The sequence below is a fragment of the Methylobacterium sp. E-016 genome (assembly GCF_022829745.1).
In the GTDB taxonomy this organism is placed as follows: domain Bacteria; phylum Pseudomonadota; class Alphaproteobacteria; order Rhizobiales; family Beijerinckiaceae; genus Methylobacterium.
In genome coordinates this window covers 57,130-81,510 of record NZ_JAKSYF010000156.1, presented here as the reverse complement: position 1 = coordinate 81,510, position 24,381 = coordinate 57,130, and the positions used below count along the sequence as shown (strand labels likewise).

Below are 24,381 nucleotides of genomic sequence, written 5' to 3'. Positions count from 1 at the left end.
AGGACACGACCTTGGGCGGACCGGACACGGCCCCATCCCCCGACCGTCCCGGCGCACCATCCGCCGTCGTCCGAGCCATTTCAGCAACACCTGCCGGGCCCCGTCATGCGGCCGTCGCATCGCCCGACTCTATGGTGCGCGCGTTGCATGCTCCGGCAACGACCAGGCGGGCCGCGCAGCGGCTCATCTTGTCCACAAGCTTCGTGTCGAGGGCCGGAACCGGCTCGAGGCAGCGTCATTGCTTCCGAGAGGAGAGATAAGCCCACGATACGAAGGTTAGAGCGAAGAGCGGTTTCTGGTTAGCAAGTCCTTTTGGTTGGCAAATCCCACGCGGAGTGTTGATCGATGAAAAGACGGCGCGCACGACTCGAGCTGGTGGAAGACCGCACGGTCCGGCTGCACAGGACCCGCTTCGACGAGGAACGAAACCTAGGCCCGATCCAGCCGCTGACCGACCGGCAGGCGGAATACCTCGACGCGCTCGCCCTGAACCCGCAGGTCATCGTGCTCGGCCCGGCCGGCACCGGCAAGACCTACATCGCCGGCACACGCGCCGCCGACCTGCTGCGCCAGCGCCGGATCGCCAAGGTGATCATCACCCGCCCGAACGTTCCCGGCGGCCGTTCGCTCGGCTTCTTTCCCGGCACGCTGGAGGAGAAGATCGCGCCCTGGGTCGCTCCCCTCACCGAGGCGATGAAGGAACGGATGGGCGCCGCCGCCTTCGAGATCGCCCTGAAGGCCGGCGACATCGAGATCGTGCCGTTCGAGGTGATGCGCGGGCGCACCTTCAAGGACTGCCTCGTGATCCTCGACGAGGCGCAGAACACGACCACCGCCGAGATCAAGATGTTCCTCACCCGCATCGGCGACGCCTGCCAGGTGATCATCAACGGCGACGTCTCGCAGACCGACCTGCGCGAGACCTCGGGGCTGCGCACCGTCATCCACCTGATCAAGAGCCGGATGATGCCGATCCCCGTGGTCGAGTTCACCCGCGACGACATCGTCCGCTCCGGAATTTGCGCGGAGTGGGTGAAGGCTTTCGAGGAAACGAATCTGTAAGTTGCGAGTTACCAGCGGCGGGTCGAAGCGGAGACCCGCCGCGCTTCACCGGCGCGACGTCCTTCTCTCATCTCCCGGACCCGGGAGATGACATGGGTGCCGCGGCCCGACGACAAGAAACAGGATTATCTCCGTGAGGAAACTGACCTTCGCCGTTGCCGTTCTAGCCTCGCTCGGCGCCGCCGCCATCACCGCCCCCGCCTCCGCCGCCCCGGGCGCCCCGATGGGCGTGACCGCCCCCGACGCGATCGAGCATGTCCAGATGCACCGCATGGAGCGTCGCATGATGCATCGCCGGATGGAGCGTCGCATGATGCGCCGTCACATGGAGCACCGCATGATGCGCCGCCACATGATGCGCCGCATGTGATCTGACCGACCCTGATCGGTCGGCGACGGGGTCCTTCGGGGCCCCGTTTTCTTTTGTGGCCGCCCGCGCCGCTGCGCGCCGGCGGATTGCCCCGGACTCCGCGGATTCCTATGTCGAGGCGCAGGCCGGGTTGCGGCTGCGAGCTTTCGGAGACCACATGCCCCCCTCCAACCGCCTGTTCGACGACTTCGCCCGCCTGATGACGGATGCCGCGGGCGCCGCGCAGGGGGTGCGCCGCGAGGCCGAGACCGTGATCCGCGCCCAGGCCGAGCGGCTGATCCGCGACATGGATATCGCCTCCCGCGAAGAGCTCGACGTGCTGCGCGACATGGTCGCCACCCTGCGCGCGCAAAACGAGGCGCTGACCGCGCGGGTCGCGGCGCTCGAGGCCGATGCGGCGCCGGCCGCGGCCGCTGCGTCCACCGCCGGAGCGAGCGAGGCGATCTGATCCGACGCGCGGGCGACCGGCGCGAATCGGTCTCGGCGGGGCGGCGGGCTTGTACACAGGAAGCGCGCGCGAACGATCCATTTCCTGTTCACCGGCCGGGCGAAGCGCTTTGTGTCGCGAGTCCGCGCCGGTTTATAGTCGGTGACGTACTGATTCGCCTTAGCCCGCCGAAGACCGGGAGCCGCCAAGTCGTCATCGCGCGATATTCCGTCCCATCGGGACAAGTGATTTCGTGTCGTGACATGGTTCCGAACTTTGGTTATTTATCGTTCACCATGCCGCGGCGCCGGAATACGGCGGCGTCATCTCGGATCGTCATGCCACAGCTTCACGTCGACATCGAAGGCTACGATCGGATCGAGCACCCGCTCGATGTCGTGGAGCGTCTTGCCGCGCTCCGCGACTGGATCTTCGATCGCGCCGAGACGGACGAGATGTCCGTCGTGGTGGCCGGGCGCTGGACCGAATACCAGGTCGCGTTCACCTGGATCGAGGACGTCGAGGCCCTGCACGTCGCCTGCGCCTTCGACCTCAAAGTGCCGGATCGCCGCCGCACCGAGGTGCAGCGCCTGATCGCGCTGATCAACGAGCAGCTCTGGATCGGGCATTTCGACCTGTGGTCGAGCGACGACGTGGTGATGTTCCGCCATTCGCTCCTGCTCGCCGGCGGCTCGGTGCCGACGCATCCGCAATGCGCGATGCTGCTGAAGTCGGCGGTGGAGGCGTGCGAGCGCTACTACCAGGCCTTCCAGTTCGTGCTCTGGGCCGGCAAGTCCGCCCGCGAGGCGCTGGACGCGGTCCTGTTCGAGACCGAGGGCGAGGCCTGAGGCCCGCCATGGCCGCTCCTCCCGCGGCGGGCGCCCTGCCCGCCTCCCTCACCCTCGTCGGGGCGGGCAAGATGGGCGGGGCGATGCTCGAAGGCTGGCTCGCGGCCGGCCTCGACCCGAAGCGCACGACGATCGTCGAGGCCGATCCGTCCGATGCGCTGCGCGCGCTCTGCAGCGCCCGCGGGCTCGCCCTCAACCCGGCCACGGTCGCGCCCGCCGCCGTCCTCGTCCTCGCGATCAAGCCGCAAGGGTTCGCTGACGCCGCGCCCGGCCTCGACCGGATGATCGGCCCGGGCACCGTCGTCCTGTCGATCCTGGCCGGCAAGACCCTGGCCGACATCGAAGGCCGCCTGCCGAGCGCCCGGGCGATCGTGCGCGCAATGCCGAACCTGCCCGCCAGCATCGGCCGCGGGGCCACCGGCGCCGTCGCGAACGCGGCGGTGACCGCGGGCCAGCGTGCCGCCGTCGCGGCTCTGCTCGGCGCCAACGGGCTCGTCGAATGGGTCGGCTCGGAAACCGAGATCGATGCGGTCACCGCCCTGTCGGGCTCGGGTCCGGCCTACGTCTTCCTGATGGTCGAGGCGATGACCGAGGCCGGGATCGCCGCCGGGCTCGATCCGCAGGTCGCCGCGCGGCTTGCCCGGGCCACGATCTCCGGCGCCGGCGCCCTCCTCGACGCGAGCGACCTGCCCGCATCGGAATTGCGTCGCAACGTCACCTCGCCGGGCGGCACCACCGCCGCCGCTCTCGACGTGCTGATGCGCGACGACGCGCTTGGCCCCCTGATGCGGGAGGCCGTCGCGGCGGCCAAACGGCGGGCGGGCGAGCTGGCCGGCTGAGGCTCGATGCCATAGGGCATGCGGGGCTCCTCCATCCCACTCCCTCATCCTGAGGCGCCCGCGCCAGCGGGCCTCGACAAAGCCCTTCGGGAATCGCGCGCAAGCTGGAAGCCTCCTTCGAGGCCTCCGCTTCGCTGTGGCACCTCAGGATGAGGATGGTGGACGGGATCGGCTGAAGGCTCGATCCTTCGGCCTCACCGGTCCAAGCTCGCAGGAACCAGCGCCACCCGATCGAGCCCCTTGGCCAGCACCGATCCGCCGGGCGGGGCGTCGCGGAGTTCGCGCCAGTTCACCCCGGCGCCGTCCGGCAGGACGACTTCGCCGTCGAGGCGCATCGGGGCGCCCGCCTCGATCGCGGCGAGGCCGTCGAGGAGGCTGTGCGTCACGGTGGCCGGCCAGAGCAGGTCGAGGTCCGAGGTCGTGGAGAGGTAGGCGAGGCCGGTCAGGCTTTCCCACAGCAGGCCGCCGAACACCTGCGGGACGACGCCGTATTCGGCGGCCAGCGCCAGCACCGCGTCGATGGCGAGGTGCCAGGCCGGCGGCGCGGATGGGCGCGCGGCGGCGAGGGTCACCGGAGGGGACGGCGTGGCGTCGGCCCACGGCACCGCGAGGCCGATGCGGCGCTTGCCGGCGGCCGGCGGCAGGGGCAGCCCGGCGGGCAGATGGTCGCCCTCGTCCGGATGACGGCGCCGCACGATCACCGGCCAGCCGTTGGCGGCCCAGGCCGCGACATGCGGCACGCCGTCGAGGTCGGAGCGCCCGGCGAGCAGCCGGTCCCAGGCCTCGGGCGCCACCACGAACAGGTCGTGGCGGCGAAGCGTCGTCACGCGCGCGCCGCGTCGACCACCCGCGCGGCGATGTCGTGGGCGACGGGACGACCGCCGCGTTCCTTGCCGAGGGCGTCGCGAGCGTCGTGCGAGGGCGGCTCGCCGATCAGGGCCGCGATCTGCGGCCCGAGGGGCTTGGCGGGATCGAGCACCGCCTCCACCGCGCCGGCCTGGACCATGTTGTCGAGGCCGGGCGCGAAGACGGGGGTGGATTTCGCCATCGCCTCGAGCTTCTCCAGCGGCAGCTTGGTGACGCGGGCGACGGAGGGCAGGTCCATCACGCTCGGGTTGGCCCCGGGCAGCGCGACCAGCACCCGCGTCGCGAGGGCGGTGGCGATGAAGGCGCCGGCGGCCGAGTGGCCGTAGATCAGGCCGATCGTCGGGTGGCCCTGCGCATCCGCCAGCAGCAGCGCCTTGGCGAGGTGGGCCAGGCACTCGTTCAGCCCCAGAAGCTCGTCGCGCCGGCTCATGCGCTGGCTGTCGGAATCGACCAGCACGAGGATCGGCGTGGCGCCGCCGGCCCGCACCGTCGCCAGCACGGCGGCCGAAAGGGCCAGCGCGCCCTCGATCCCAAGCGGCGTGTCGCCGTCGACGCCGACCACCGCGAGGTCGCGGCCGTCCAGCGGCCCGCGGCCGGTGATCAGACCGTCGGCGACGGCGACCGCGTGGCCGTCGGGGAAGAGCGAGGCCAGGATCTCAGCGAGCGTCATGTGTCGTCCCCTCGAGCCCGGCGACGAGGCCGTCGAAGTCGGCCGCCGACAGGGCCGGCACGCCGGCCGGGTCGTTGACGCCGAGGCGCGCCCAGATCTCGGTGGCGTCGCGGCAATCGCCGAAGCGCGCGATGCGGTCTTCGAGCCGCGCCTGCTCCGCTTCGAGCGTCGCGAGGTCGAAGGCCGGCGCCCGGCCGATTAGGTCGAGGGCGGCGGCGCGAAACGCCTCCACGGTGTCGTCGCAGAACCGGTCGGCGCCGCCGGCGAGGCGCCGGTGCTTGCCGCCCATGGTGCGCCAGACCAGGGCGCGGTCCTTCGAGTCGAATTCCTCGGCGCCCTTGTTGGTCTCGATCACCTCCGGGCCGGAGACCGAGATGCGCCCGCCCTCCGAGACCGCGAGGCGCGAGCAGGTTCCGGCGATCAGGCCGCCGCCGCCGAAGCAGCCGGCGCGGCCGCCGACGAGCCCGACCACCGGGATGCCGGCGCGGCGCAGATCGGCGATGGCGCGCATGGTCTCGGCGATGGCGGTCTCGCCCGCATTGGCCTCCTGCAGGCGGACGCCGCCGGTGTCGAACAGGATCAGCACGGCCTCCGGCGTCTCGGTGACCGCGGCGCGTAAAAGCCCGACGAGCTTGGCGCCGTGCACCTCGCCGAAGGCGCCGCCCATGAAGCGGCCCTCCTGGGCGGCGAGGTAGACCGTGCGGCCGTCGAGCCTGCCCCGGCCGACGACGATGCCGTCGTCGAAGGCGCGGGGCAGGTCGAACAGCGGCAGGTGGGGGCTCATCGCCCGCTGCTCCGGGCCGACGAACTCTTCGAAGCTCTCGGCGTCGACGAGCGCGGCGACGCGCTGCCGGGCGCTGGCCTCGTACCAGCTCAAGCTCATCGGCCGGTCTCCATCAGGCGCGCGCCCTGGAGCAGGCGCAGCGACACGGTGTCGGGCCGGGCGCCCCCGTCGTTGATCGCGATGCGCAGGCCGCCGGGCTGGGCCCGCGCCACGAAGTCGGCCGCCACCGCCTCCCAGACGTCGCCGTAGCCGACGACCGGCGTCGCGATCTCGATGGTGCATTGGTCCGGCGGCAGCACGCGCTCCAGCAGCACCTCGAGGTTGCCGGACGCGACGACGCCGGTGATCGCCTGCGGCTTGGTGCCGGCGAGCGGTCCTTTCGTGGTGTGGCGGAAGGTCATCGTTTCCATGTGACATCGTCCTCCTGCGCCCAATGCCATCCGGCGGGATCGCGGGTCCCCTCTCCCGAACGCGAGAGGGGGCCGCGTACCGCGTCCCGCGCCTGCTCCGTCAGCCCGATCATCTCACCAGTTCCGGAACCGGGCCGGCGGCTCGTACAGGCCGCCCGACCAGTGCACGAGGTCCTTGATCGACTTCGCCGCGAGCAGGCTGCGGTCGGCGTCGAGCGGCTCGATCCCGAGATCCTCCGGGCGGCGGACGATGCCCCGGGCGCGCAGGTGCTCGACCTTGGCCTTGTCGCGGCCGCGCCCGACCTCGGTGTAGCCGGCCACGCCGCGGATCGCCTGCTCGCGCTCGTCCGCGTTGCGGCAGAGCAGGAGGTTGGCAATGCCCTCCTCGGTGACGATGTGGGTGACGTCGTCGGCGTAGACCATCACCGGCGCGAGCTCGAGGCCGATCGTCCGGGCGAGCTCGAGGGCGTCGAGGTGCTCGACGAAGGCGGGCACGAGCCCGTCGCCGAAGGTCTCGACGAGCTGCACCACGAGCTTGCGCCCGCGCATCAGCGCCGGGTCGCCGGTCTGCTGCGCCTCGCGCCCGGCCTTCATCCAGGTGTCGGACGGGTGGCGGCGGCCGTGCGGGTCCGAGCCCATGTTCGGCGCGCCGCCGAAGCCCGCGACGCGGTTCGTCGTCACGGTCGAGGAGTGGCCCATGAGGTCGATCTGCAGGGTCGAGCCGATGAAAAGGTCGCAGGCGTAGAGCCCCGCCGTCTGGCAGAAGGCGCGGTTCGAGCGCAGCGAGCCGTCGGCGCCGGTGAAGAAGATGTCCGGCCGCGCGGCGATGTAGCGGTCCATGCCGACTTCCGAGCCGAAGCAGTGCACCTGCTCGACCCAGCCCGCCTCGATCGCCGGGATCAGCGTCGGGTGCGGGTTCAGGGCCCAGTTGGTGGCGATCCGGCCCTTCAGCCCGAGCCGCTCGCCATAGGTCGGCAGCAGCAGCTCGATCGCCGCGGTGCCGAAGCCGATGCCGTGGTTGAGCCGGCGGATGCCGTACTCGGCGTAGATCCCCTTGATGGCCATCATCGCCATCAGGATCTGCGTCTCGGTGACGGCGGCCGGGTCGCGGGTGAACAGCGGCTCGACGTAGAACGGCGTGTCGGCCTCGACCACGAAGTCGATCCGGTCGCCGGGGATGTCGACCCGCGGCACCGTCTCGACGATCTGGTTCACCTGCGCGATCACCACGCCGTTCTTGAACGCGGTGGCCTCGACCACCGTCGGCGTGTCCTCGGTGTTGGGGCCGGTATAGAGGTTGCCGGCCCGGTCGGCCGAGACGCCGGCGATCAGCGCGACGTTCGGCGTGAGGTCGATGAAGTAGCGCGCGAACAGCTCGAGGTAGGTGTGCACCGCCCCGAGCTCGATCTGCCCGCCGTAGAGCATCTTGGCGATGCGGGCGCCCTGCGGGCCGGAATACGAGTAGTCGAGGCGCTTGGCGATGCCGGTCTCGAACACGTCAAGATGCTCCGGCAGCACGATGCCGGACTGGACCATGTGCAGGCCGTGCACCTTGTCCGGGTCGCAGGCGCTCAGCCCGCGCGCCAGGCAGTCGGCCTGCTTCTGGTTGTCGCCTTCGAGGCAGACCCGGTCGCCCGGGCGCAGGACGGCCTCGAGCAGGTCGACCACGTCGGCGGCCGCGACGACCTTGCCGTCGGCGTGGGCGCGGCCGGCCGCGATCCGCGCATCCCGCGCCGTCCTCTGCCTGCGCCAGTCCGTCATCCCGATCCCCAAACCGTCGATCCGCCCGCACGCTGTCGGCATGCGATCGCGGGTCAGACACAGCAATTCGTATGCGAATGAGCTGTTCGATCACATGATCGTATACCAGCTTGCCGATCTGTCAATATTTTGCATACTCAGTGGCAACGAAGACGAATCATGAAATCGGGACGGATACGCCGTATGCCCCGTGCCATCGCGCCTCCTCGACCATCGCCCGGCCCGATCGGGAGTGCCCCGCACGGGAGGCTGCGGCCATGATCATCACCGGCGTCGCGCTGCTCGCCGCCTGCACGCTGATCGGCGTGTATCTTGGCGATCTCCTCGGGATCGCGCTCGGCGTGAAGGCCAATGTCGGCGGGGTCGGCATCGCCATGATCCTGCTGATCGCCGCCCGCGTCTGGCTGATGCGCCACGGCCGCCTGAGCAAGAACGTCAAGTTCGGCGTCGAGTTCTGGGGCGGCATGTACATTCCCATCGTCGTCGCGATGGCCGCCCAGCAGAACGTCGTCGCCGCGGTGAGCGGCGGCCCGATCGTGATCATCGCCGCCTTCGGCTCCCTGGCGATCTGCTTCGCCGCGGTGGCGCTGCTCAGCCGCATCGGCGGCCGCGACCCGGGCGGTCCGGAGGTCGAGCACGGCGGCGCCGTCATCGGCGGCGAACCCGAGGCAGCGCGGGCCGACGCCGCGGCGATCCCGGCGGGGCGGACGCGATGAGCGGCCTGTGGCACGGCCTTGAGCACGTCTTCGTCGAGCAGAGCCTGGTTGCGGCCTTCGCCGTCGTCGGGGCGCTGATCCTGGTCTCGAACGTCGCCGCGCGGCGGCTCACCAACGGGCGGGTGCACGGCTCGGCCATCGCCATCGTGCTCGGCCTGGTGCTCGCCTATTTCGGCGGCGTGCTCACCGGCGGCAAGAAGGGCCTGGCCGACATCCCGGCGCTGGCCGGGATCGGGCTGATGGGCGGGGCCATGCTGCGCGATTTCGCCATCGTCGCCACCGCATTCGAGGTCGACGTGATCGAGGCGCGCCGGGCCGGCCTCGTCGGCGTGCTGGCGCTGGCGCTCGGCACGCTGCTGCCCTTCCTCGTCGGCACGCTGACCGCGGTCGCCTTCGGCTACCACGACGCGGTCTCGATCACGACGATCGGCGCGGGCGCGATCACCTACATCGTCGGCCCGGTCACCGGCGCGGCGCTCGGCGCCGACTCGACGGTGATGGCGCTCTCAATCGCCACCGGCGTGACCAAGGCGGTGGGCGTGATGGTCGGCACGCCCCTCGTCGCCAAGCTGATCGGCCTCGACAACCCGCGCTCGGCCATGGCCTATGGCGGGCTGATGGGCACGGTCAGCGGGGTGGCCGGCGGCCTGGCCGCCACCGATCCCAAGCTCGTGCCCTACGGCGCGCTGACCGCGACCTTCCACACCGGCATCGGCTGCCTCGTCGGCCCGTCGGTGCTGTTCCTGACGGTGCGGGCGATCGTCGGCTGAGCCCGGCTTCGCGGGGCGGGAGAGCCATGGACGCGGGCCACGAGACCGAGGAGCGGGCGCTGATCTCCGATCGCATCCGCGACGCGCTCACGGATGCGATCGCGGCGGGCGAGCTCGCCGCCGGCACGACCCTGGACGAGCAGACGCTGGCCGACCGCTTCGGCGCCTCGCGCACCCCCGTGCGGGAGGCCCTGCGCCAGCTCGCCTTCGGCGGCCTCGTGGAGCAGCGCCCGCGCCGCGGCATGGTCGTCGCCCGGATGACGCCCGAGCGGATCATGGACATGTTCGAGGCCACCGCCGAGATCGAGGCTTTGTGCGTGCGGCTCGCCACCCACCGCATGCGCCCGCTCGAGCTCAGCGCCCTGATGGAGCTGCACCGGCGCTCGGGCGCGGCGGTCGAGGGCGGCGACCTCGACGCCTACGACGGCCTGAACCGCCAGTTCCACGAGGGGCTCTACGCGGCCACCCACAACGGGTTCCTGGCCGAGCAGGCGCTGGCGATCCGCACCCGGCTCTCGGCCTTCCGCCGCACGCAGCTGCGCCAGGGCGACCGCATCCGCCGCTCCCACGCCGAGCACGGCGCGATCCTGGCCGCGATCGCCGAGGGCGACGGCGAGGCGGCGGCACGGCGCATGCGGGCACACATGCTCAACGCGGCCGGGGCGCTCGGGCGCTACATCGCCGAGCATCACACCGACTGATCCTCCCGGAGCGCAAAGGCGCGCCCGCCCGGCTCAGCCGGGCGGCGGCCCGTCGATCATCCGGCGGAGGTGGTCCAGAAGCTCCCGACGCTGCCCGGGCTGATCGAGGGTGGCCCACAGGCGCAGCAGGGTGAGGCTCTCGGCGATCCGATCCCCTTCGTCGAGCGTGGCGAAGAACGCCGCCGTCGGAATGCCGAGCGCCGCCGCCAGCTCGTCGAGCACCGGGTTGCGCGGGTGCGCCGTCCCCTCGTCCGTCGCCACGTCGTCCCCCCTCGCTGCCCCGTTCCGCCCCCCATGAGCGAGCCGTCCGCCGTCGCCCGAGCCGCCGCAGCTTCGGTGGAAACCGGCCGAAGCGGCAAGGGGCGGCGGTCGCCGCCTCGCCCGGCCCGGCTCAGCCCTCCTTGAAGCCGTATTCCGGCACGCCGTCCTCGCTGCCGTAATACTTGTACGGCAGGAACTTGCCGGACATGCCGAGCTTCACGCGGTCGCCCTTGTTGTTGGCCTCGCGCTCCATGGTCATGTTGAAGTCGATCGCCGACATGATGCCGTCGCCGAACTCCTCTTGGATCAGTTCCTTGAAGGTGGTGCCGTAGACCATCACCAGCTCGTAGAAGCGGTAGATCAGCGGATCGGTCGGCGGCATCGACGGGATCGAGCCGCGATAGGGCGCCTCGTTGAGCATCCGCTCCTCGGATTCGGTGAGCCCGAACAGCGCGGCGGCCTTGGCGGCCTGCGCCTTCGGCAGCTTCATCTGGCCCATGCAGGCGGCGGTGATCAGGATCGGCGAGAGCCCGCCGATCTCGTCCTGGATGTACTTCCAGGTCCAGCCCTTGTCGCGCTTGATGTCGAGGAGCTTCTCGGTGAGGTCTTCGCGCTTCATGGTCGGCACTCCGGCAGGTTGTGAGATCGGTCGCGCCCCGCCGCGTGGTCTGCCGGCGGGGCGCGCTCGAGCGAGGCCTGCGCAAGCGATGTGCCAGCTGGGTCGTTGCGAAGAACCGCCGCGGGAACAGCGACTTGGCCTGAGGATCATCAGCTACGAGATCTCGTGCCCGACGAGATCTCGTGGTATGACCACGAAGTCTCGTAGCGAGACGGGTGCGTCGGGGCCGACATGATCGAGGATTTCGGGCCGGTCTTCGAGCAGCACCGGGAGGCGATGCTGGTGCTGGAGCCCGAGGCCGACCGGATCGTCGACGCCAACCCGGCCGCGGCGCGCCTGCTCGGCTACGACCGCGCGGCGCTCCGCAGGATCACGGCGAGCGCGCTGCATCCGGGCCAGCGGCCCGCGCTGGTGGTGTTCACGCAGGGCGCCTTCGCCAAGGGGCAATGGTGGTCGCGGACGCTGGAGCCGCGCCACGCGGACGGCCGCGGGCTGCGCCTCGAATACGCCGCGAGCCCGCTCGCGGGCGACCCGCCGCGGCTTCTCCTGACGCTCTCCGATCTCGAGGCGCGCCGTCGGCGGGCGGTCGACGGGCAGGCCGACGACCACATGCGCGCCGGCATCGCCGAGTGGCAGCGGATGGAGCGCATCTTCCGCGACATCGAGCGCGGGAACCAGCTGATCCTGCGGGCCGCCGGCGAGGGCATCTACGGCGTCAACGCCGATGGGGCGACCACCTTCGTCAACCCGGCCGCCGAGCGCATGCTCGGCTGGCGGGCCGCCGACCTCGTCGGCAAGGACATGCACGCCACCGTGCACCACACCCGCTCCGACGGCGCGCATTACCCGCACCGCGACTGCCCGATCTACGCGGCCTTCCGCGACGGCGCGGTGCGCCAGGTCGACGACGAGGTGTTCTGGCGGCGCGACGGCACCGCGTTCCCGGTCGCGTACACCTCGACGCCGATCCGGGATCGCGGGCGTCTGCTCGGCGCCGTCATCGTGTTCCGCGACATCAGCCAGCGGCGCGAGGCCGAGGAACGGCTGCGCAGCGCGCTCGCCGAGGTCGATTCCCTGCGCGAGCGGCTGGAGCTGGAGAACGCCTACCTGAAGGAGGAAATCCGGCTGGAGCGCCACCACCAGGGCATCATCGGCCGTTCCCCCGCCATCGCAGCGACGTTGCGCCAGATCGACCTCGTGGCCGGCACCGACGCCACCGTGCTGATCACCGGCGAGTCCGGCACCGGCAAGGAGCTGATCGCCCGCGCGATCCACGAGGCCAGCCGGCGGCGCGACCGGCCGATGATCCGCGTGAACTGCGCCGCGGTGCCGCGCGAGCTGTTCGAGAGCGAGTTCTTCGGCCATGCCCGCGGCGCGTTCACCGGTGCGCTGCGCGATCGCGTCGGGCGCTTCGAGCTCGCCGACGGCGGCACGCTGTTCCTCGACGAGGTCGGCGAGATCCCGCTCGATCTCCAGGGCAAGCTGCTGCGGGTGCTGCAGGAACGCTCGTTCGAGCGCGTCGGCGAGGAGCGCACGCGCGCCGTCGACATCCGCCTCGTCGCCGCCACCAATCGCGACCTGCGGGAGGAGGTGCGCCGCGGCCGGTTCCGCGAGGACCTGTACTTCCGCCTCAACGTCTTCCCGCTGGCCGCGAGCCCGCTCCGCGAGCGCCCCGAGGACATCGCGCCGATCGCCCAGCACGTCCTGACAGGGGCCGCACGCCGCCTGAACATCCCCGAGCCGCGGCTGACCGAGGGCGACGTGCGCCGGCTCGCCCGCTACGCCTGGCCCGGCAACGTGCGCGAGCTGGAGAACGTGATCGAGCGCGCCGCCATCCTCGCCGTCCGCGGCCGCCTGCGCTTCGACCTGCCCGAATCCGAACGGTTCGAAGCCGAACGGCCCGATCCCGCGGGCCCCGTCGACGCGACGCCGCCGGCGCTTCCCGCCGACCGGCCGCCGACGGAGGCCGACCGCCGCGCCCGCGACCGCGCCGAGATCGCCGCCGCCCTTTCGCTCACCGGCGGCAAGGTGTTCGGCCCCGGCGGCGCCGCCGAGCTCATGGGGCTGCGCCCGACGACGTTGGCCTCGCGCATCAAGGCGATGGGGATCGAGAAGACCCGTTAACCGCCGGGCAACCGCGCGGGCGTCCAGTGACCGGCTCGCGCGCTCGACGCGGGCGTGCTCCGCGAGGAAGACCCGATGCCGACTTCCGCTCCCGCGCCGGGCTCCGTCCTTCCTGCGATGCCGGGCGATGCCGCCCTCCTTGCCGCCGCCCGCGCCTGGGGCCTCAGCCTCGCGGCCGAGCGGCGGATGTCCGCCAACACGGTGGAGGCCTACGAGCGCGACCTGCGCCAGTTCCTCGCCCATCTCGACGCCCGCACCGGCACGCCGACGATCCCCGCGATCGTCGCGTTGAAGCCGCGCGACGTCCGCGCCTTCATGGCCGCGCGGCGGGCCGACGAGGTCGGCGGCCGCTCGCTGATGCGGGCCCTGGCCGGCCTGCGCTCCTTCGCCAAGCACCTCGAGCGCGAGGGTCACGGCACCGTGGCGGCGCTCGGCGCCGTGCGCTCGCCCAAAATGGAGCGGCGCCTGCCGCGTCCGCTGCCGGTGGCGGCCGCCCGCGCCCTCACCGACGTGTCGCTGCGCGCCGACGAGGACCGCGACCCTTGGATCCTGCTGCGCGACGCGGCGGTGCTCGCGCTGCTGTACGGCGCGGGCCTGCGCATCTCGGAGGCGCTGGGGCTGGCGCGGCGCGATGCCCCGGTGCCCGGCATCGACGCGGTGACGGTGCTGGGCAAGGGCGCGAAGCAGCGGATGGTCCCGGTGCTGCCGGTGGTGGCCGAGGCGGTCGCCGCCTACCTCGCCGCCTGCCCGCACCCGCTGCCGCCGGAGGGCCCGCTCTTCGTCGGCGCCCGCGGCGGCCCGCTCTCGCCGCGGATCATCCAGTACGTCGTCGCCCGCGCCCGCGGCGCCCTCGGGCTGCCCGACAGCGCCACGCCGCACGCCCTGCGGCACTCCTTCGCGACGCATCTCCTGGCGCGGCAGGGCGAGCTGCGCGCGATCCAGGAGCTGCTCGGCCACGCCTCGCTCTCGACGACGCAGCTCTACACCAAGGTCGACGCGGCCCGCCTGATGAGCGCCTTCGACGCCACCCATCCGCGCGCCGGCCGTGCCGTGCCGACGGGGGCGTGACACGCGACGTGCATTGAGATGACACGTTGACACACTAGACAGAGCAAATAGCCGGTTCGGCCAGCCATTAAGCTTGCCGAGAGATTTGAGCGCTATTTCTCTTGTCGTAGGATCGGACTGGACAGGAACCATGGCGGGCGAACACGCCGATATCGGAAGCGCGGTCCGGCCCCCGCAAGCCGGCACCGTCCTCATCGCCGATCGCGACGCGGGACGCCGGGCCGAACTCGCCACGGTGGTATCGCACTTCGATCCCAGGGCCGTGATCGTGCAAACGGCCTCGGGCGAGGCGCTGATCGATCTCGCCCTCGCGCACAAGCCGGCCCTGGCCTTCGTCGGCCTCCAGCTCGAAGGCGTGAGCGGCCCGGAGGCGGTGGCGGTGGCGCGCAAGCGCGGCGCCACCCTGCCCTGCCTCGTGCTGATCGCCGCCCGCGTCTTCGCCCAGTGGCAGGAACTCGCGGTCTCGCTCGGCGCCTACGAGGTGCTGAAGGTGCCCCTCGACACCGCCCACATCGAGAGCCTGCTGCACGCCGACACCCGGCGCCGGCAGCCGACGCGCATCCTGCTCGCCTCCTCGTCGGACGCGGCGCGCGCGGCGATCGGGCGGGTGCTGGCGCGCAGCGGCTTCGCCCTCGAGATCGACGAGACGGATTGCGGCCGGCACGCCCTGAAGCTTCTGAAGACCGACGCCTACCCGCTCGCCTTCGTCGACGTGAAGCTCAACGGGACCGACGGCCTCGAGCTCGCCTGCCAGGTTCAGACCCTGAACCTGACGACGCGCCTCACGATGCTGACCAGCGGCGATCCCGAGCCGATCGCCCAGGCCGCCCGCTACTTCGGCGCCACCTTCGTCCTGAAGATGCCGTTCCACGCCCGCGACATCGACCTCACGCTCCACCACGCGCTCGGTCTGCGGCGGCCGTACCTGCTGAACGCGATCACCGCGCCGCCGGCCCCGACCGCCCTCCTGCGCATCGCCGCCCTCGCCCCGGCCCGCCGCTCGGCCTGAGCGACGGGCGCGGCCGCGTCCTCAGACGTGGATCGCGCGCTTCCCGACCGCGAGCGCGGCTTCCTTCACCGCTTCCGTCAGGGTCGGGTGGGCGTGGCAGGTGCGGGCGATGTCCTCGGCCGACGCCCCGAACTCCATCGCCACCGCCACCTCGGCGATGAGGTTGCCGGCATCGGCGCCGACGATGTGGACGCCGAGCACCCGGTCGCTCGCGGCGTCGGCCAGCACCTTCACGAAGCCCTCGGTGGTGCCGTTGGCCTTGGCCCGGCCGTTGGCGGTGAAGGGGAACTTGCCCGCGTTGTAGGCGATGCCGTCCTTCTTCAGCTCCTCCTCGGTCTTCCCCACCGAGGCGACCTCTGGATAGGTGTAGACCACGTTCGGGATCACCGCGTAGTTCACGTGGCCGGACTGGCCGGCCAGGATCTCGGCCACCGCGACGCCCTCGTCCTCGGCCTTGTGCGCGAGCATCGGCCCGGCGATCACGTCGCCGATCGCGTAGATGCCGGTGACGTTGGTGGCGTAGTGGCTGTCGGTCTGGATCCGGCCCTTGTTGTCGAGCCCGACGCCGACGCCCTCGAGGCCGAGCCCCTCGGTGTAGGGCACCCGCCCGATCGCTACGAGCACCACGTCGGCCTGAAGCGTCTCGGATTCGCCGCCCGCCGCCGGCTCGACGGTGACGGTCGCGCCGCCCGCGCCGGTCGCCACGCCGGTGACCTTGGTCGAGAGCTTGAGGGCGATGCCCTGCTTGGACATGATCCGCTGGAACTGCTTGCCGACCTCGCCGTCCATCCCCGGCAGCACCCGGTCGAGATACTCGACCACGGTGACCTCGGCCCCGAGCCGGCGCCAGACCGAGCCGAGCTCGAGGCCGATCACGCCCGCGCCGATCACCAGGAGCTTCTTCGGCACCGCCGCGAGCTCGAGCGCGCCGGTAGAGGAGACCACGGTCTTCTCGTCGATCTCGACGCCGGGCAGGCGCGTCACGTCCGAGCCGGTGGCGATGACGATGTTCTTGGTCTCCAGCATCTGGTTTCCGCCGTCCTCCGACGTGACCTCGACGCGGCCGGCGCCGGCGATCCTGCCGGTGCCGCGGATGGTGTCGACCTTGTTCTTCTTCAGCAGGAACTCGACGCCCTTGGTGTTGCCGTCGACGCCGCTCTGCTTGAACCCCTGCATCTTGGCGAGGTCGAGCTTCGGCGTGCCGACCTCGATGCCGAGATCGGGGAAGTGCTTGGTCGCCTCCTCGAACGCCTCGGAGGCGTGCAGCAGCGCCTTCGACGGGATGCAGCCGACGTTCAGGCAGGTGCCGCCATGGGTCGCGCGCTTCTCGACGACGGCGGTGCGCAGGCCCAGCTGCGCGGCGCGGATGGCGCAGACATAGCCGCCGGGGCCGGTGCCGATGACGACGAGATCGTAGGTGCTCATGGTTCTGTTCGTTCCTGCATGCGCGTGCGGCGACCGCCGTGGCGGGTCGCCGCCGGATTCATTCGTTGCCGGGGATCACCGACCGCCCGAGACGTCGAGGATGGCGCCGGTGGTGTAGGCCGCCTCGTCGGAGAGCAGCCAGAGCACCGGGGCGGCGACTTCGTCGGCGGTGCCGGCGCGCCTCATCGGCACGCCCGGTCCCATCGCCGCCACCTTGTCGGGCGTGCCGCCGCTGGCATGGATCTCGGTGTCGATGATGCCGGGCGCCACGGCGTTCACCCGGATGCCGGCATCGGCCACCTCGCGGGCGAGGCCGATCGTGAAGCTGTCGATCGCTCCCTTCGAGGCGGCGTAGTCGACGAACTGCCCGGCCCCGCCGAGGCGCGCCGCGATCGACGAGACGTTGACGACGGCCCCGCCCCGGCCGCCCTGCTTCGTCGACATCCGCCGCACCGCCTCGCGGGCGCAGAGGAAGCTGCCGACGACGTTAGTCGCCATCATCCGGTGGAGCCGGGCGGCGCTCATCTCGGACACGGGCGCGGAGAGATCGACCACCCCGGCATTGTTGACCAGCGCCGTGACGGTGCCGAGACGGTCGGCCGCCGCGAACAGGGCGATCACGTCGGCCTCCTCCGCCACGTCGCAGCGCACCGCGACGGCCTGGCCGCCCTCGGCTTCGATCGCCGCGACCACCGTCGTGGCCGCGGCCGCGTCGGAGACGTAGCTCAGGCAGACGCGATAGCCGCGCCGCGCCGCGAGCAGGGATACCGCACGGCCGATGCCGCGGCCGCCGCCGGTGACGACCGCAACGGCATCGGGGGTGAGCATCGCGCCGGCCTTACAGATCCAGGACGAGCCGCGCCGGATCCTCCAGCGCCTCCTTCACCCGCACCAGGAAGGTCACGGCCTCCTTCCCGTCGACGATGCGATGATCGTAGGAGAGGGCGAGATACATCATCGGCCGCGCCTCGATCTTGCCGTTGCGGACCACCGGGCGCTCCTCGATGCGGTGCATCCCGAGGATGCCCGATTGCGGCGCGTTGAGGATCGGGGTCGACATCAGCGAGCCGTAGATGCCGCCGTTGGTGATGGTGAAGGTGCCGCCCTGCATCTCGTCGATCGAGAGCTTGCCGTCCCGGGCCTTGCGGCCGAAGCCCGAGATCGTCTTCTCGATGCCGGCGATCGAGAGGTCGTCGGCGTTGCGCACCACCGGCACGACGAGACCCTTGTCGGTCCCGACGGCGATGCCGATGTGATAGTAGTTCTTGTAGACGAGATCCTGCCCGTCGATCTCGGCGTTGACCGCCGGCACGTCCTTGAGCGCCCCGATCACCGCTTTGGTGAAGAAGCCCATGAAGCCGAGCTTCGTGCCGTGCTTCTTCTCGAAGATGTCCTTGTACTGCGCGCGCAGCGCCATCACCGCGCCCATGTCCACGTCGTTGAACGTGGTGAGCATCGCGGCGGTGTCCTGCGCGTCCTTGAGGCGGCGGGCGATGGTCTGGCGCAGCTTGGTCATCCGCACCCGCTCCTCGCGGGCGGCGTCGTCCGGCTTCGAGGCCGGGCGCGGCGGCGTCGGGCGCGCCTCCTTGGCCGGGGCGGGAGCCGCCTGCGCGGGCCCCTTCGCGATCGCGCCGAGCATGTCGCCCTTGGTCACGCGGCCGTCCTTGCCGCTGCCGTTGACGCTCGACGGGTCGATGCCCGATTCCCGCGACAGTTTGCCGACCGCCGGGCCGTTGTCGTCGGAGGGGCGGGCGGCCGGGGGCGCCGCGTCGCCGTGGTTGCCGTAGCCGGCGGCCGATTCCTTGGCCGGGGCCTCCTCGACCGCCTTGGCGTCGGGGGCGGACGCCTTCGGCGCCTCGCTGCGGCTCTCGGACTTGGCCTCGGCCTCCTTCTTCGGCGCGGCCTCCTTGGGCGCGGGCTTGGCGCCGCCGCCGCTCGCCTCGACGATCGAGCCGAGCAGCGCGCCCGGCTCCACCGTCTCGCCGTCCTTGACCAGGATCTCGCCGAGCTCGCCGGCGGCGGGGGCGTTGACCTCGAGGGTCACCTTGTCGGTCTCGAGCTCGACCAGGGGCTCGTCGGCCGCGACCGTGTCGCCCGGCTTCTTGAACCAGCGGCCGATGGTGGCCTCGCTGACGGATTCGCCGAGCGTCGGGACGAGGATGTCGGTTGCCATTGTGTCAGCTCATGCCGGATCGGTTGGGCCGTACCGGACGGCCGGGAAGGGTGAGCGGCGGCCCCGGAGAGCCGCCGCCATAGGTGAGGACATTCAGACCGCGAGGGCCTCGTTGAGGAAGGCCTGCAGCTGGGCCTGGTGCTTCGACATCTGCCCCACGGCGGTCGAGGCCGAGGCCGGGCGGCCGACGTAGCGGGCGCGCTTCACCGCGGAGCCGGCCTGGCCGAGCACCCATTCGAGGTAGGGCTCGACGAAGGCCCAGGCGCCCATGTTCTTGGGCTCCTCCTGGCACCACACCACCTCGGCATTGCGGAAGCGGCCCATCTCGTTGGCCAGCGCCTTGAGCGGGAACGGGTAGAGCTGCTCGACGCGCAGCAGGTAGACGTCGTTGACGCCGCGCTTCTCGCGCTCCTCGAACAGGTCGTAATAGACCTTGCCCGAGCACAGCACGACGCGGCGGACCTTGTCGTCGCGGACGAGCTTGACCCCGCTCTCGTCGTGCTCGGCGTCGTCCCACAGGATGCGGTGGAAGCTCGAACCCTCGGCGATCATCTCGATCGTCGACACCGCCCGCTTGTGGCGCAGCAGCGACTTCGGCGTCATCAGGATCAGCGGCTTGCGGAAGTCGCGCTTCAGCTGCCGGCGCAGGATGTGGAAGTAGTTCGCCGGCGTCGAGCAGTTGGCGACCTGCATGTTGTCCTCGGCGCAGCTCTGGAGGTAGCGCTCCAGGCGGGCGGAGGAGTGCTCCGGCCCCTGCCCCTCGTAGCCGTGGGGCAGCAGCATCACGAGGCCGGACATGCGCAGCCACTTGCGCTCGCCGGACGCGATGAACTGGTCGATCACCACCTGCGCGCCGTTGGCGAAGTCGCCGAACTGCGCCTCCCACAGCACGAGCGCGTTCGGCTCGGCCGCCGAGTAGCCGTACTCGAAGCCGAGCACCGCCTCCTCGGACAGCATCGAGTTGATCACCTCCAGCGGCGCCTGGCCCTCGCGGATGGCGTTGAGGGGCGTGAAGCGCTGCTCGTTCTCCTGGTCGATCACCACGGCGTGGCGCTGCGAGAAGGTGCCGCGCTCGACGTCCTGGCCCGAGAGCCGGACGCGGTTGCCGTCGAGCATGGTCGCGCCGAAGGCCAGGGCCTCGGCGGTCGCCCAGTCGATGCCGACGCCGGTCTCCACCGCCTTGGCGCGGTTGTCCATGAAGCGCTGGATCGTGCGGTGCAGGTGGAAGCCGGGGGGCGCCTGGGTGATCTTCTGCGCGATCTCGCGCAGGGTCTCGACCGGCACGCCGGTGCGGCCGCGGCGCGGGTCGTCCACGTCCTCGTGCACGGCCTTGAAGCCGGACCAGCGCCCGTCGAGCCAGTCGGCCTTGTTGGCCTTGTAGGTGCCGGCGACCTCGAGCTCGGCGTCGAGCATCGCCCGGAACTCGGCCTTTCGGGCGTCGTAGGCCTCCTGGCTCAGGGTGCCGTTCTCGATCAGCTTGCGCGCGTAGCTCTCCAGCACCGAGGTGTGCTTGCGGATGCGCTGGTACATCTTCGGCTGGGTGAAGGCCGGCTCGTCGCCCTCGTTGTGGCCGAAGCGGCGGTAGCACAGCATGTCGATCACGACCGGCTTGCCGAACTTCTGGCGGTACTCGACCGCGACCTTGGTGGCGAAGGTCACCGCCTCCGGGTCGTCGCCGTTGCAGTGGAAGATCGGCGCCTCGACCATCTTCGCCACGTCGGACGGGTACGGCGAGGAGCGCGAGAAGCGCGGATCGGTGGTGAAGCCGATCTGGTTGTTGATGATGAAGTGGATCGAGCCGCCGGTGCGGTGGCCCTTCAGGCCCGACAGCCCGAGGCACTCGGCGACCACGCCCTGGCCGGCGAAGGCCGCGTCGCCGTGGATCAGGAGCGGCATCACGCTGGCGCGCACGACGTTCGGCTTGGCGCGCTGGTCCTGCTTGGCGCGGACCTTTCCGAGCACCACGGGATCGACGATCTCGAGGTGCGACGGGTTGGCGGTGAGCGACAGGTGGACGTTGTTGCCGTCGAAGGCGCGGTCGGACGAGGCACCGAGATGGTACTTCACGTCGCCCGAGCCCTCGACCTCGGCCGGCGAGGCCGAGCCGCCCTTGAACTCGTTGAACACCGCACGGAACGGCTTTGCCATCACGTTGGTGAGCACGTTGAGGCGCCCACGGTGGGCCATGCCGAGCACGATCTCGCGCACGCCGAGCGCGCCGCCGCGCTTGATGATCTGCTCGAGCGCCGGGATCATCGCCTCCGAGCCGTCGAGGCCGAAGCGCTTGGTGCCGGTGTACTTGAGGTCGAGGAACTTCTCGAAGCCCTCGGCCTCGATCAGCTTGTTGAGGATCGCGCGGCGCCCTTCGGGGGTGAACGAGATCTCCTTGTCCTTGCCCTCGATGCGCTCCTGCAGCCACGCCTTCTCCTCGGGATCGGAGATGTGCATGAACTCGACGCCGAGGGTCTGGCAGTAGGTCCGCTCCAGGATCGCGACGATCTCGCGGATCGTGGCGAATTCCAGCCCGAGCACGTTGTCGAGGAAGATCGGCCGGTCCCAGTCGGATTCGAGGAAGCCGTAATGCTGCGGATGCAGCTCCTCGTGGTCGCCGCGGGGGGCCAGCCCGAGCGGGTCGAGCTTGGCGTGCAGGTGGCCGCGCATGCGGTACGAGCGGATCAGCATGATCGCGCGAACCGAATCCTTGGTCGCCTGCTCGACCGAGACGCCGGTCTTGCCGGTGACGGCGAGGCCGTCGGCGGGCTTGCCGGGCCTCTGCTCGCCCTTCTCCGCGCCCTTGGCGAGGATCCTCTCGCCGACCGCCTTCTCCAGGGTCGCCCAGTTGCCGTCGAGCGCCGAGACGATCTCGCCGTTGGCCGGCACCGGCCAGTTCGGCTTGGTCCACGAGGCGCCGGCCGCGTTCTTCTCGACCAGGGTCTCGTCCTCGCCGAGCCCCTTGAAGAAGCTCTGCCACTCGGGGTCGACCGAAGCCGGGTTGCGGGCGTAGGCCGCCTGCAATTCCTCGATGTAGGCGGCGTTGCCGCCGTAGAGGAACGAGGTTTCCAGCAGCGCTTCGTTCACGTCCTGGCGTGCCATCGGCGGGTCATCCTGTCCTTCGGGCCCTCCGCCGGTGCGGATGAGCCGCGTCATCGCGCGGGAGGCGCCTCCGCGAGCGGAAGGCGCGGGCCGCGCTGCGATTCCTGTGGGCGCACGAAGCGGGCGCTCCGTCGCCCATCATATGGGCGTCACCGGCTTGCGTGCGCTGCAACACAGCCGCGCGCGGGTCATACGCGCGCGGCTGTCACTCGGTTTCAGCCCTTCAGGACCTCGACCAGCGTCGAGCCGAGGCGCGCCGGCGACGGCGAGACGCGGATGCCCGCGGCCTCCATCGCCGCGATCTTGTCCTCGGCGCCGCCCTTGCCGCCGGAGATGATCGCGCCGGCATGGCCCATGCGGCGGCCCGGAGGCGCGGTGCGGCCGGCGATGAAGCCGACCATCGGCTTCTTGCGGCCGCGCTTGGCCTCGTCGGCCAGGAACTGCGCCGCCTCCTCCTCGGCCGAGCCGCCGATCTCGCCGATCATCACGATCGACGTCGTCTTCTCGTCGGCGAGGAACATCTCGAGCATGTCGATGAACTCGCTGCCCTTTACCGGGTCGCCGCCGATGCCGACCGCGGTGGTCTGGCCGAGGCCGGCGGTCGAGGTCTGGAACACCGCCTCGTAGGTCAGCGTGCCGGAGCGCGAGACGATGCCGACCGAGCCCGGCTTGAAGATGTTGGCCGGCATGATGCCGATCTTCGATTCGCCGGCGGTGACGACGCCGGGGCAGTTCGGCCCGATGAGGCGCGACTTCGAGCCGATCAGCGCACGCTTGACCCGCACCATGTCGAGCACCGGGATGCCTTCCGTGATGCAGACGATCAGCGGCATCTCGGCCGCGATCGCCTCGCAGATCGCGTCGGCCGCGCCCGGCGGCGGCACGTAGACCACGGACGCGGTCGCGCCGGTGGCCTCGCGGGCCTCGCCGACCGTGTCGAAGACCGGCAGGTTGAGGTGCTTGGAGCCGCCTTTGCCGGGCGAGGTGCCGCCGACCATCTTGGTGCCGTAGGCCAGCGCCTGCTCGGAATGGAAGGTCCCGTTCTTGCCGGTGAAGCCCTGGCAGATGACCTTGATGTTCGCGTCGATGAGGATGGACATAACGCTTCAGCCCTTCTTCACGGCGGCGACGATCTTCTGCGCGGCGTCGTCGAGATCGTCGGCCGGGATCACGTTGAGCCCCGAGCCGCTGATGATCGCCTTGCCTTCCTCGACGTTGGTGCCCTCGAGCCGCACGACGAGCGGCACCTCCAGGCCCACCGTCTTCACCGCCGCGATCACGCCGCGGGCGATGACGTCGCACTTCATGATCCCGCCGAAGATGTTGACGAGGATGCCCTTCACCTGCGGGTCGGCGGTGATGATCTTGAAGGCGGCGGTGACCTTCTCCTCGGTCGCGCCGCCGCCGACGTCGAGGAAGTTCGCCGGCTCCTCGCCGTAGAGCTTGATGATGTCGAGCGTCGCCATGGCGAGGCCGGCGCCGTTGACCATGCAGCCGATCGTGCCGTCGAGCGCGATGTAGGCGAGGTCGTACTTCGAGGCCTCGATCTCCTTGGCGTCCTCCTCGGTCTCGTCGCGGAGCGCGACGATGTCGGGGTGGCGATAGAGCGCGTTCGAGTCGAACGAGATCTTGGCGTCGAGGCACTTGAGATGGCCGTCGCCGGTCAGCACCAGCGGGTTGATCTCGAGCATGCTCATGTCCTTGGCCGTGAAGGCCGCATAGAGCTTGGCGGTGAGCTCGCCCGCTTCCTTCGCCTGCGGGCCGGCGAGCCCCAGCGCCTTGGCGACTGCGCGGCCATGATGAGGCATGATGCCGGTGGCCGGGTCGACCGAGAAGGTGACGATCTTCTCGGGGGTGTCGTGGGCCACCGTCTCGATGTCCATGCCGCCCTCGGTCGAGACGACGAAGGCGACCTGCCCGGTCTCGCGGTCGACCAGCATCGACAGGTAGAACTCGGCGGCGATCTGCGCGCCTTCCTCGATGTAGAGCCGGTTGACCTGCTTGCCGGCCTCGCCGGTCTGGATCGTGACCAGCGTCTGGCCGAGCATCTCGCCGGCGAACTGCTTCACCTCGTCGATCGACTTGGTGACGCGCACGCCGCCCTTGGCCCCGGCCGGCGCGCCCTTGAAGGTGCCCTTGCCGCGCCCGCCCGCGTGGATCTGCGACTTCACCACCCAGACCGGGCCGCCGAGCTTGCGCGCGGCGGCTTCCGCCTCCTCGGGCCTGAAGATCGCGACGCCCTTGGAGACGGGCAGGCCGAACTCCTTCAGCACCGCCTTGGCTTGGTATTCATGGATGTTCATGTGCGCTCCGCAGGCGAATAGGGAGTGGCGAATGGCGAATAGCGAGCCGGGGCAGCAGAGAGCACGTGGCTCTGTCTTCGC

24 protein-coding genes are annotated in these 24,381 nt (G+C 70.9%); 11 read left to right on the top strand and 13 right to left on the bottom strand.

Translation table 11 applies throughout. The features are described 5' to 3' along the window. Positions 1-345 precede the first annotated feature (345 nt). The 5 genes from MKK68_RS23395 (at position 346) to proC (ending at position 3,546) form a co-directional block, all read left to right on the top strand. Positions 346-1,062, top strand: coding sequence for a PhoH family protein (locus MKK68_RS23395; protein WP_147726528.1), 717 nt, complete (start codon positions 346-348; stop codon positions 1,060-1,062). A 133-nt stretch (positions 1,063-1,195) separates the two neighbouring features. After that, entirely contained in the window at positions 1,196-1,432 is a 237-nt protein-coding gene (locus MKK68_RS23390) for a hypothetical protein (protein ID WP_147726526.1), read from the top strand. 157 nt (positions 1,433-1,589) lie between these two features. Then, positions 1,590-1,880 (top strand): accessory factor UbiK family protein, encoded by a 291-nt coding sequence (locus tag MKK68_RS23385; protein WP_147726524.1) that lies wholly within the window; start codon positions 1,590-1,592, stop codon positions 1,878-1,880. Between the two features lie 317 nt (positions 1,881-2,197). Next, on the top strand, positions 2,198-2,707 hold the full coding sequence (locus MKK68_RS23380; RefSeq protein ID WP_147726522.1) for a YbjN domain-containing protein: 510 nt from the start codon (positions 2,198-2,200) through the stop codon (positions 2,705-2,707). A gap of 8 nt (positions 2,708-2,715) precedes the next feature. Next, positions 2,716-3,546 (top strand): pyrroline-5-carboxylate reductase, encoded by an 831-nt coding sequence (proC, locus tag MKK68_RS23375; RefSeq protein WP_244033063.1) that lies wholly within the window; start codon positions 2,716-2,718, stop codon positions 3,544-3,546. A 194-nt stretch (positions 3,547-3,740) separates the two neighbouring features. Here proC and mdcG read toward each other — a convergent pair whose 3' ends face one another. The 5 genes from mdcG to mdcA all read right to left on the bottom strand — a co-directional run bounded on the left by mdcG (position 3,741) and on the right by mdcA (position 8,038). Next, complete coding sequence (gene mdcG, locus MKK68_RS23370; RefSeq protein ID WP_244033062.1) at positions 3,741-4,373, bottom strand: malonate decarboxylase holo-[acyl-carrier-protein] synthase; 633 nt, start codon at positions 4,371-4,373, stop codon at positions 3,741-3,743. Next, entirely contained in the window at positions 4,370-5,083 is a 714-nt protein-coding gene (gene mdcE / locus MKK68_RS23365) for a biotin-independent malonate decarboxylase subunit gamma (RefSeq protein ID WP_244033061.1), read from the bottom strand. Before mdcE ends, mdcG begins: the two co-directional genes overlap by 4 nt. Next, positions 5,070-5,966, bottom strand: a complete 897-nt coding sequence (locus MKK68_RS23360; protein ID WP_147726514.1) for a biotin-independent malonate decarboxylase subunit beta — start codon at positions 5,964-5,966, stop codon at positions 5,070-5,072. Before MKK68_RS23360 ends, mdcE begins: the two co-directional genes overlap by 14 nt. Continuing rightward, positions 5,963-6,277, bottom strand: coding sequence for a malonate decarboxylase acyl carrier protein (mdcC, locus tag MKK68_RS23355; RefSeq protein ID WP_147726513.1), 315 nt, complete (start codon positions 6,275-6,277; stop codon positions 5,963-5,965). Before mdcC ends, MKK68_RS23360 begins: the two co-directional genes overlap by 4 nt. A 114-nt stretch (positions 6,278-6,391) precedes the next feature. Next, complete coding sequence (gene mdcA, locus MKK68_RS23350; RefSeq protein WP_243933594.1) at positions 6,392-8,038, bottom strand: malonate decarboxylase subunit alpha; 1,647 nt, start codon at positions 8,036-8,038, stop codon at positions 6,392-6,394. Positions 8,039-8,295: 257 nt separating this feature from the next. Here mdcA and madL point away from each other — a divergent pair, with 257 nt between their 5' ends. Genes madL through MKK68_RS23335 form a run of 3 tightly spaced genes read left to right on the top strand, consistent with a single transcriptional unit; the run spans position 8,296 to position 10,225 of the window. Next, positions 8,296-8,754, top strand: a complete 459-nt coding sequence (gene madL, locus MKK68_RS23345) for a malonate transporter subunit MadL (protein WP_244033060.1) — start codon at positions 8,296-8,298, stop codon at positions 8,752-8,754. A gap of 5 nt (positions 8,755-8,759) precedes the next feature. Next, positions 8,760-9,524 (top strand): malonate transporter subunit MadM, encoded by a 765-nt coding sequence (gene madM, locus MKK68_RS23340; RefSeq protein WP_147726535.1) that lies wholly within the window; start codon positions 8,760-8,762, stop codon positions 9,522-9,524. Positions 9,525-9,550: 26 nt separating this feature from the next. Beyond that, entirely contained in the window at positions 9,551-10,225 is a 675-nt protein-coding gene (locus MKK68_RS23335; RefSeq protein ID WP_244033059.1) for a GntR family transcriptional regulator, read from the top strand. Between the two features lie 33 nt (positions 10,226-10,258). On the opposite strand, the gene MKK68_RS23330 is transcribed toward MKK68_RS23335, so the two are convergent. Continuing rightward, positions 10,259-10,486, bottom strand: a complete 228-nt coding sequence (locus MKK68_RS23330) for a hypothetical protein (RefSeq protein ID WP_243933596.1) — start codon at positions 10,484-10,486, stop codon at positions 10,259-10,261. Positions 10,487-10,616: 130 nt separating this feature from the next. Then, the gene (cynS, locus tag MKK68_RS23325) at positions 10,617-11,105 is read right to left on the bottom strand and encodes a cyanase (RefSeq protein WP_147844587.1); all 489 of its coding nucleotides are present in this window, start codon (positions 11,103-11,105) and stop codon (positions 10,617-10,619) included. A 231-nt stretch (positions 11,106-11,336) separates the two neighbouring features. Here cynS and MKK68_RS23320 point away from each other — a divergent pair, with 231 nt between their 5' ends. The 3 genes from MKK68_RS23320 (at position 11,337) to MKK68_RS23310 (ending at position 15,306) form a co-directional block, all read left to right on the top strand. Continuing rightward, positions 11,337-13,229 (top strand): sigma 54-interacting transcriptional regulator, encoded by a 1,893-nt coding sequence (locus tag MKK68_RS23320; protein ID WP_243933598.1) that lies wholly within the window; start codon positions 11,337-11,339, stop codon positions 13,227-13,229. Between the two features lie 117 nt (positions 13,230-13,346). Further along, positions 13,347-14,297 carry a tyrosine recombinase XerC gene (locus tag MKK68_RS23315; RefSeq protein WP_244033134.1) on the top strand — a complete coding sequence of 317 codons (951 nt, stop codon included), beginning with the start codon at positions 13,347-13,349 and terminating at the stop codon, positions 14,295-14,297. Between the two features lie 130 nt (positions 14,298-14,427). Continuing rightward, positions 14,428-15,306 (top strand): response regulator, encoded by an 879-nt coding sequence (locus MKK68_RS23310; protein ID WP_243933599.1) that lies wholly within the window; start codon positions 14,428-14,430, stop codon positions 15,304-15,306. A 21-nt stretch (positions 15,307-15,327) separates the two neighbouring features. Here the strand turns inward: MKK68_RS23310 and lpdA are convergent, their stop codons facing one another. The 6 genes from lpdA to sucC form a co-directional block, all read right to left on the bottom strand. Then, positions 15,328-16,731: a dihydrolipoyl dehydrogenase gene (gene lpdA / locus MKK68_RS23305; protein ID WP_244033058.1), complete on the bottom strand. Its 1,404-nt coding sequence runs from the start codon at positions 16,729-16,731 to the stop codon at positions 15,328-15,330. Between the two features lie 75 nt (positions 16,732-16,806). Beyond that, complete coding sequence (locus tag MKK68_RS23300; RefSeq protein WP_244033057.1) at positions 16,807-17,559, bottom strand: SDR family oxidoreductase; 753 nt, start codon at positions 17,557-17,559, stop codon at positions 16,807-16,809. 10 nt (positions 17,560-17,569) lie between these two features. Then, positions 17,570-18,904, bottom strand: coding sequence for a 2-oxoglutarate dehydrogenase complex dihydrolipoyllysine-residue succinyltransferase (gene odhB, locus MKK68_RS23295; RefSeq protein ID WP_147842858.1), 1,335 nt, complete (start codon positions 18,902-18,904; stop codon positions 17,570-17,572). A gap of 93 nt (positions 18,905-18,997) precedes the next feature. Next, positions 18,998-21,997 (bottom strand): 2-oxoglutarate dehydrogenase E1 component, encoded by a 3,000-nt coding sequence (locus MKK68_RS23290; protein WP_147727158.1) that lies wholly within the window; start codon positions 21,995-21,997, stop codon positions 18,998-19,000. Between the two features lie 215 nt (positions 21,998-22,212). Next, a complete protein-coding gene (sucD, locus tag MKK68_RS23285; RefSeq protein ID WP_244033056.1) occupies positions 22,213-23,097 on the bottom strand; it encodes a succinate--CoA ligase subunit alpha in 885 nt (294 codons plus the stop codon). 6 nt (positions 23,098-23,103) lie between these two features. After that, a complete protein-coding gene (gene sucC / locus MKK68_RS23280; protein ID WP_244033055.1) occupies positions 23,104-24,300 on the bottom strand; it encodes an ADP-forming succinate--CoA ligase subunit beta in 1,197 nt (398 codons plus the stop codon). Positions 24,301-24,381 lie beyond the last annotated feature (81 nt).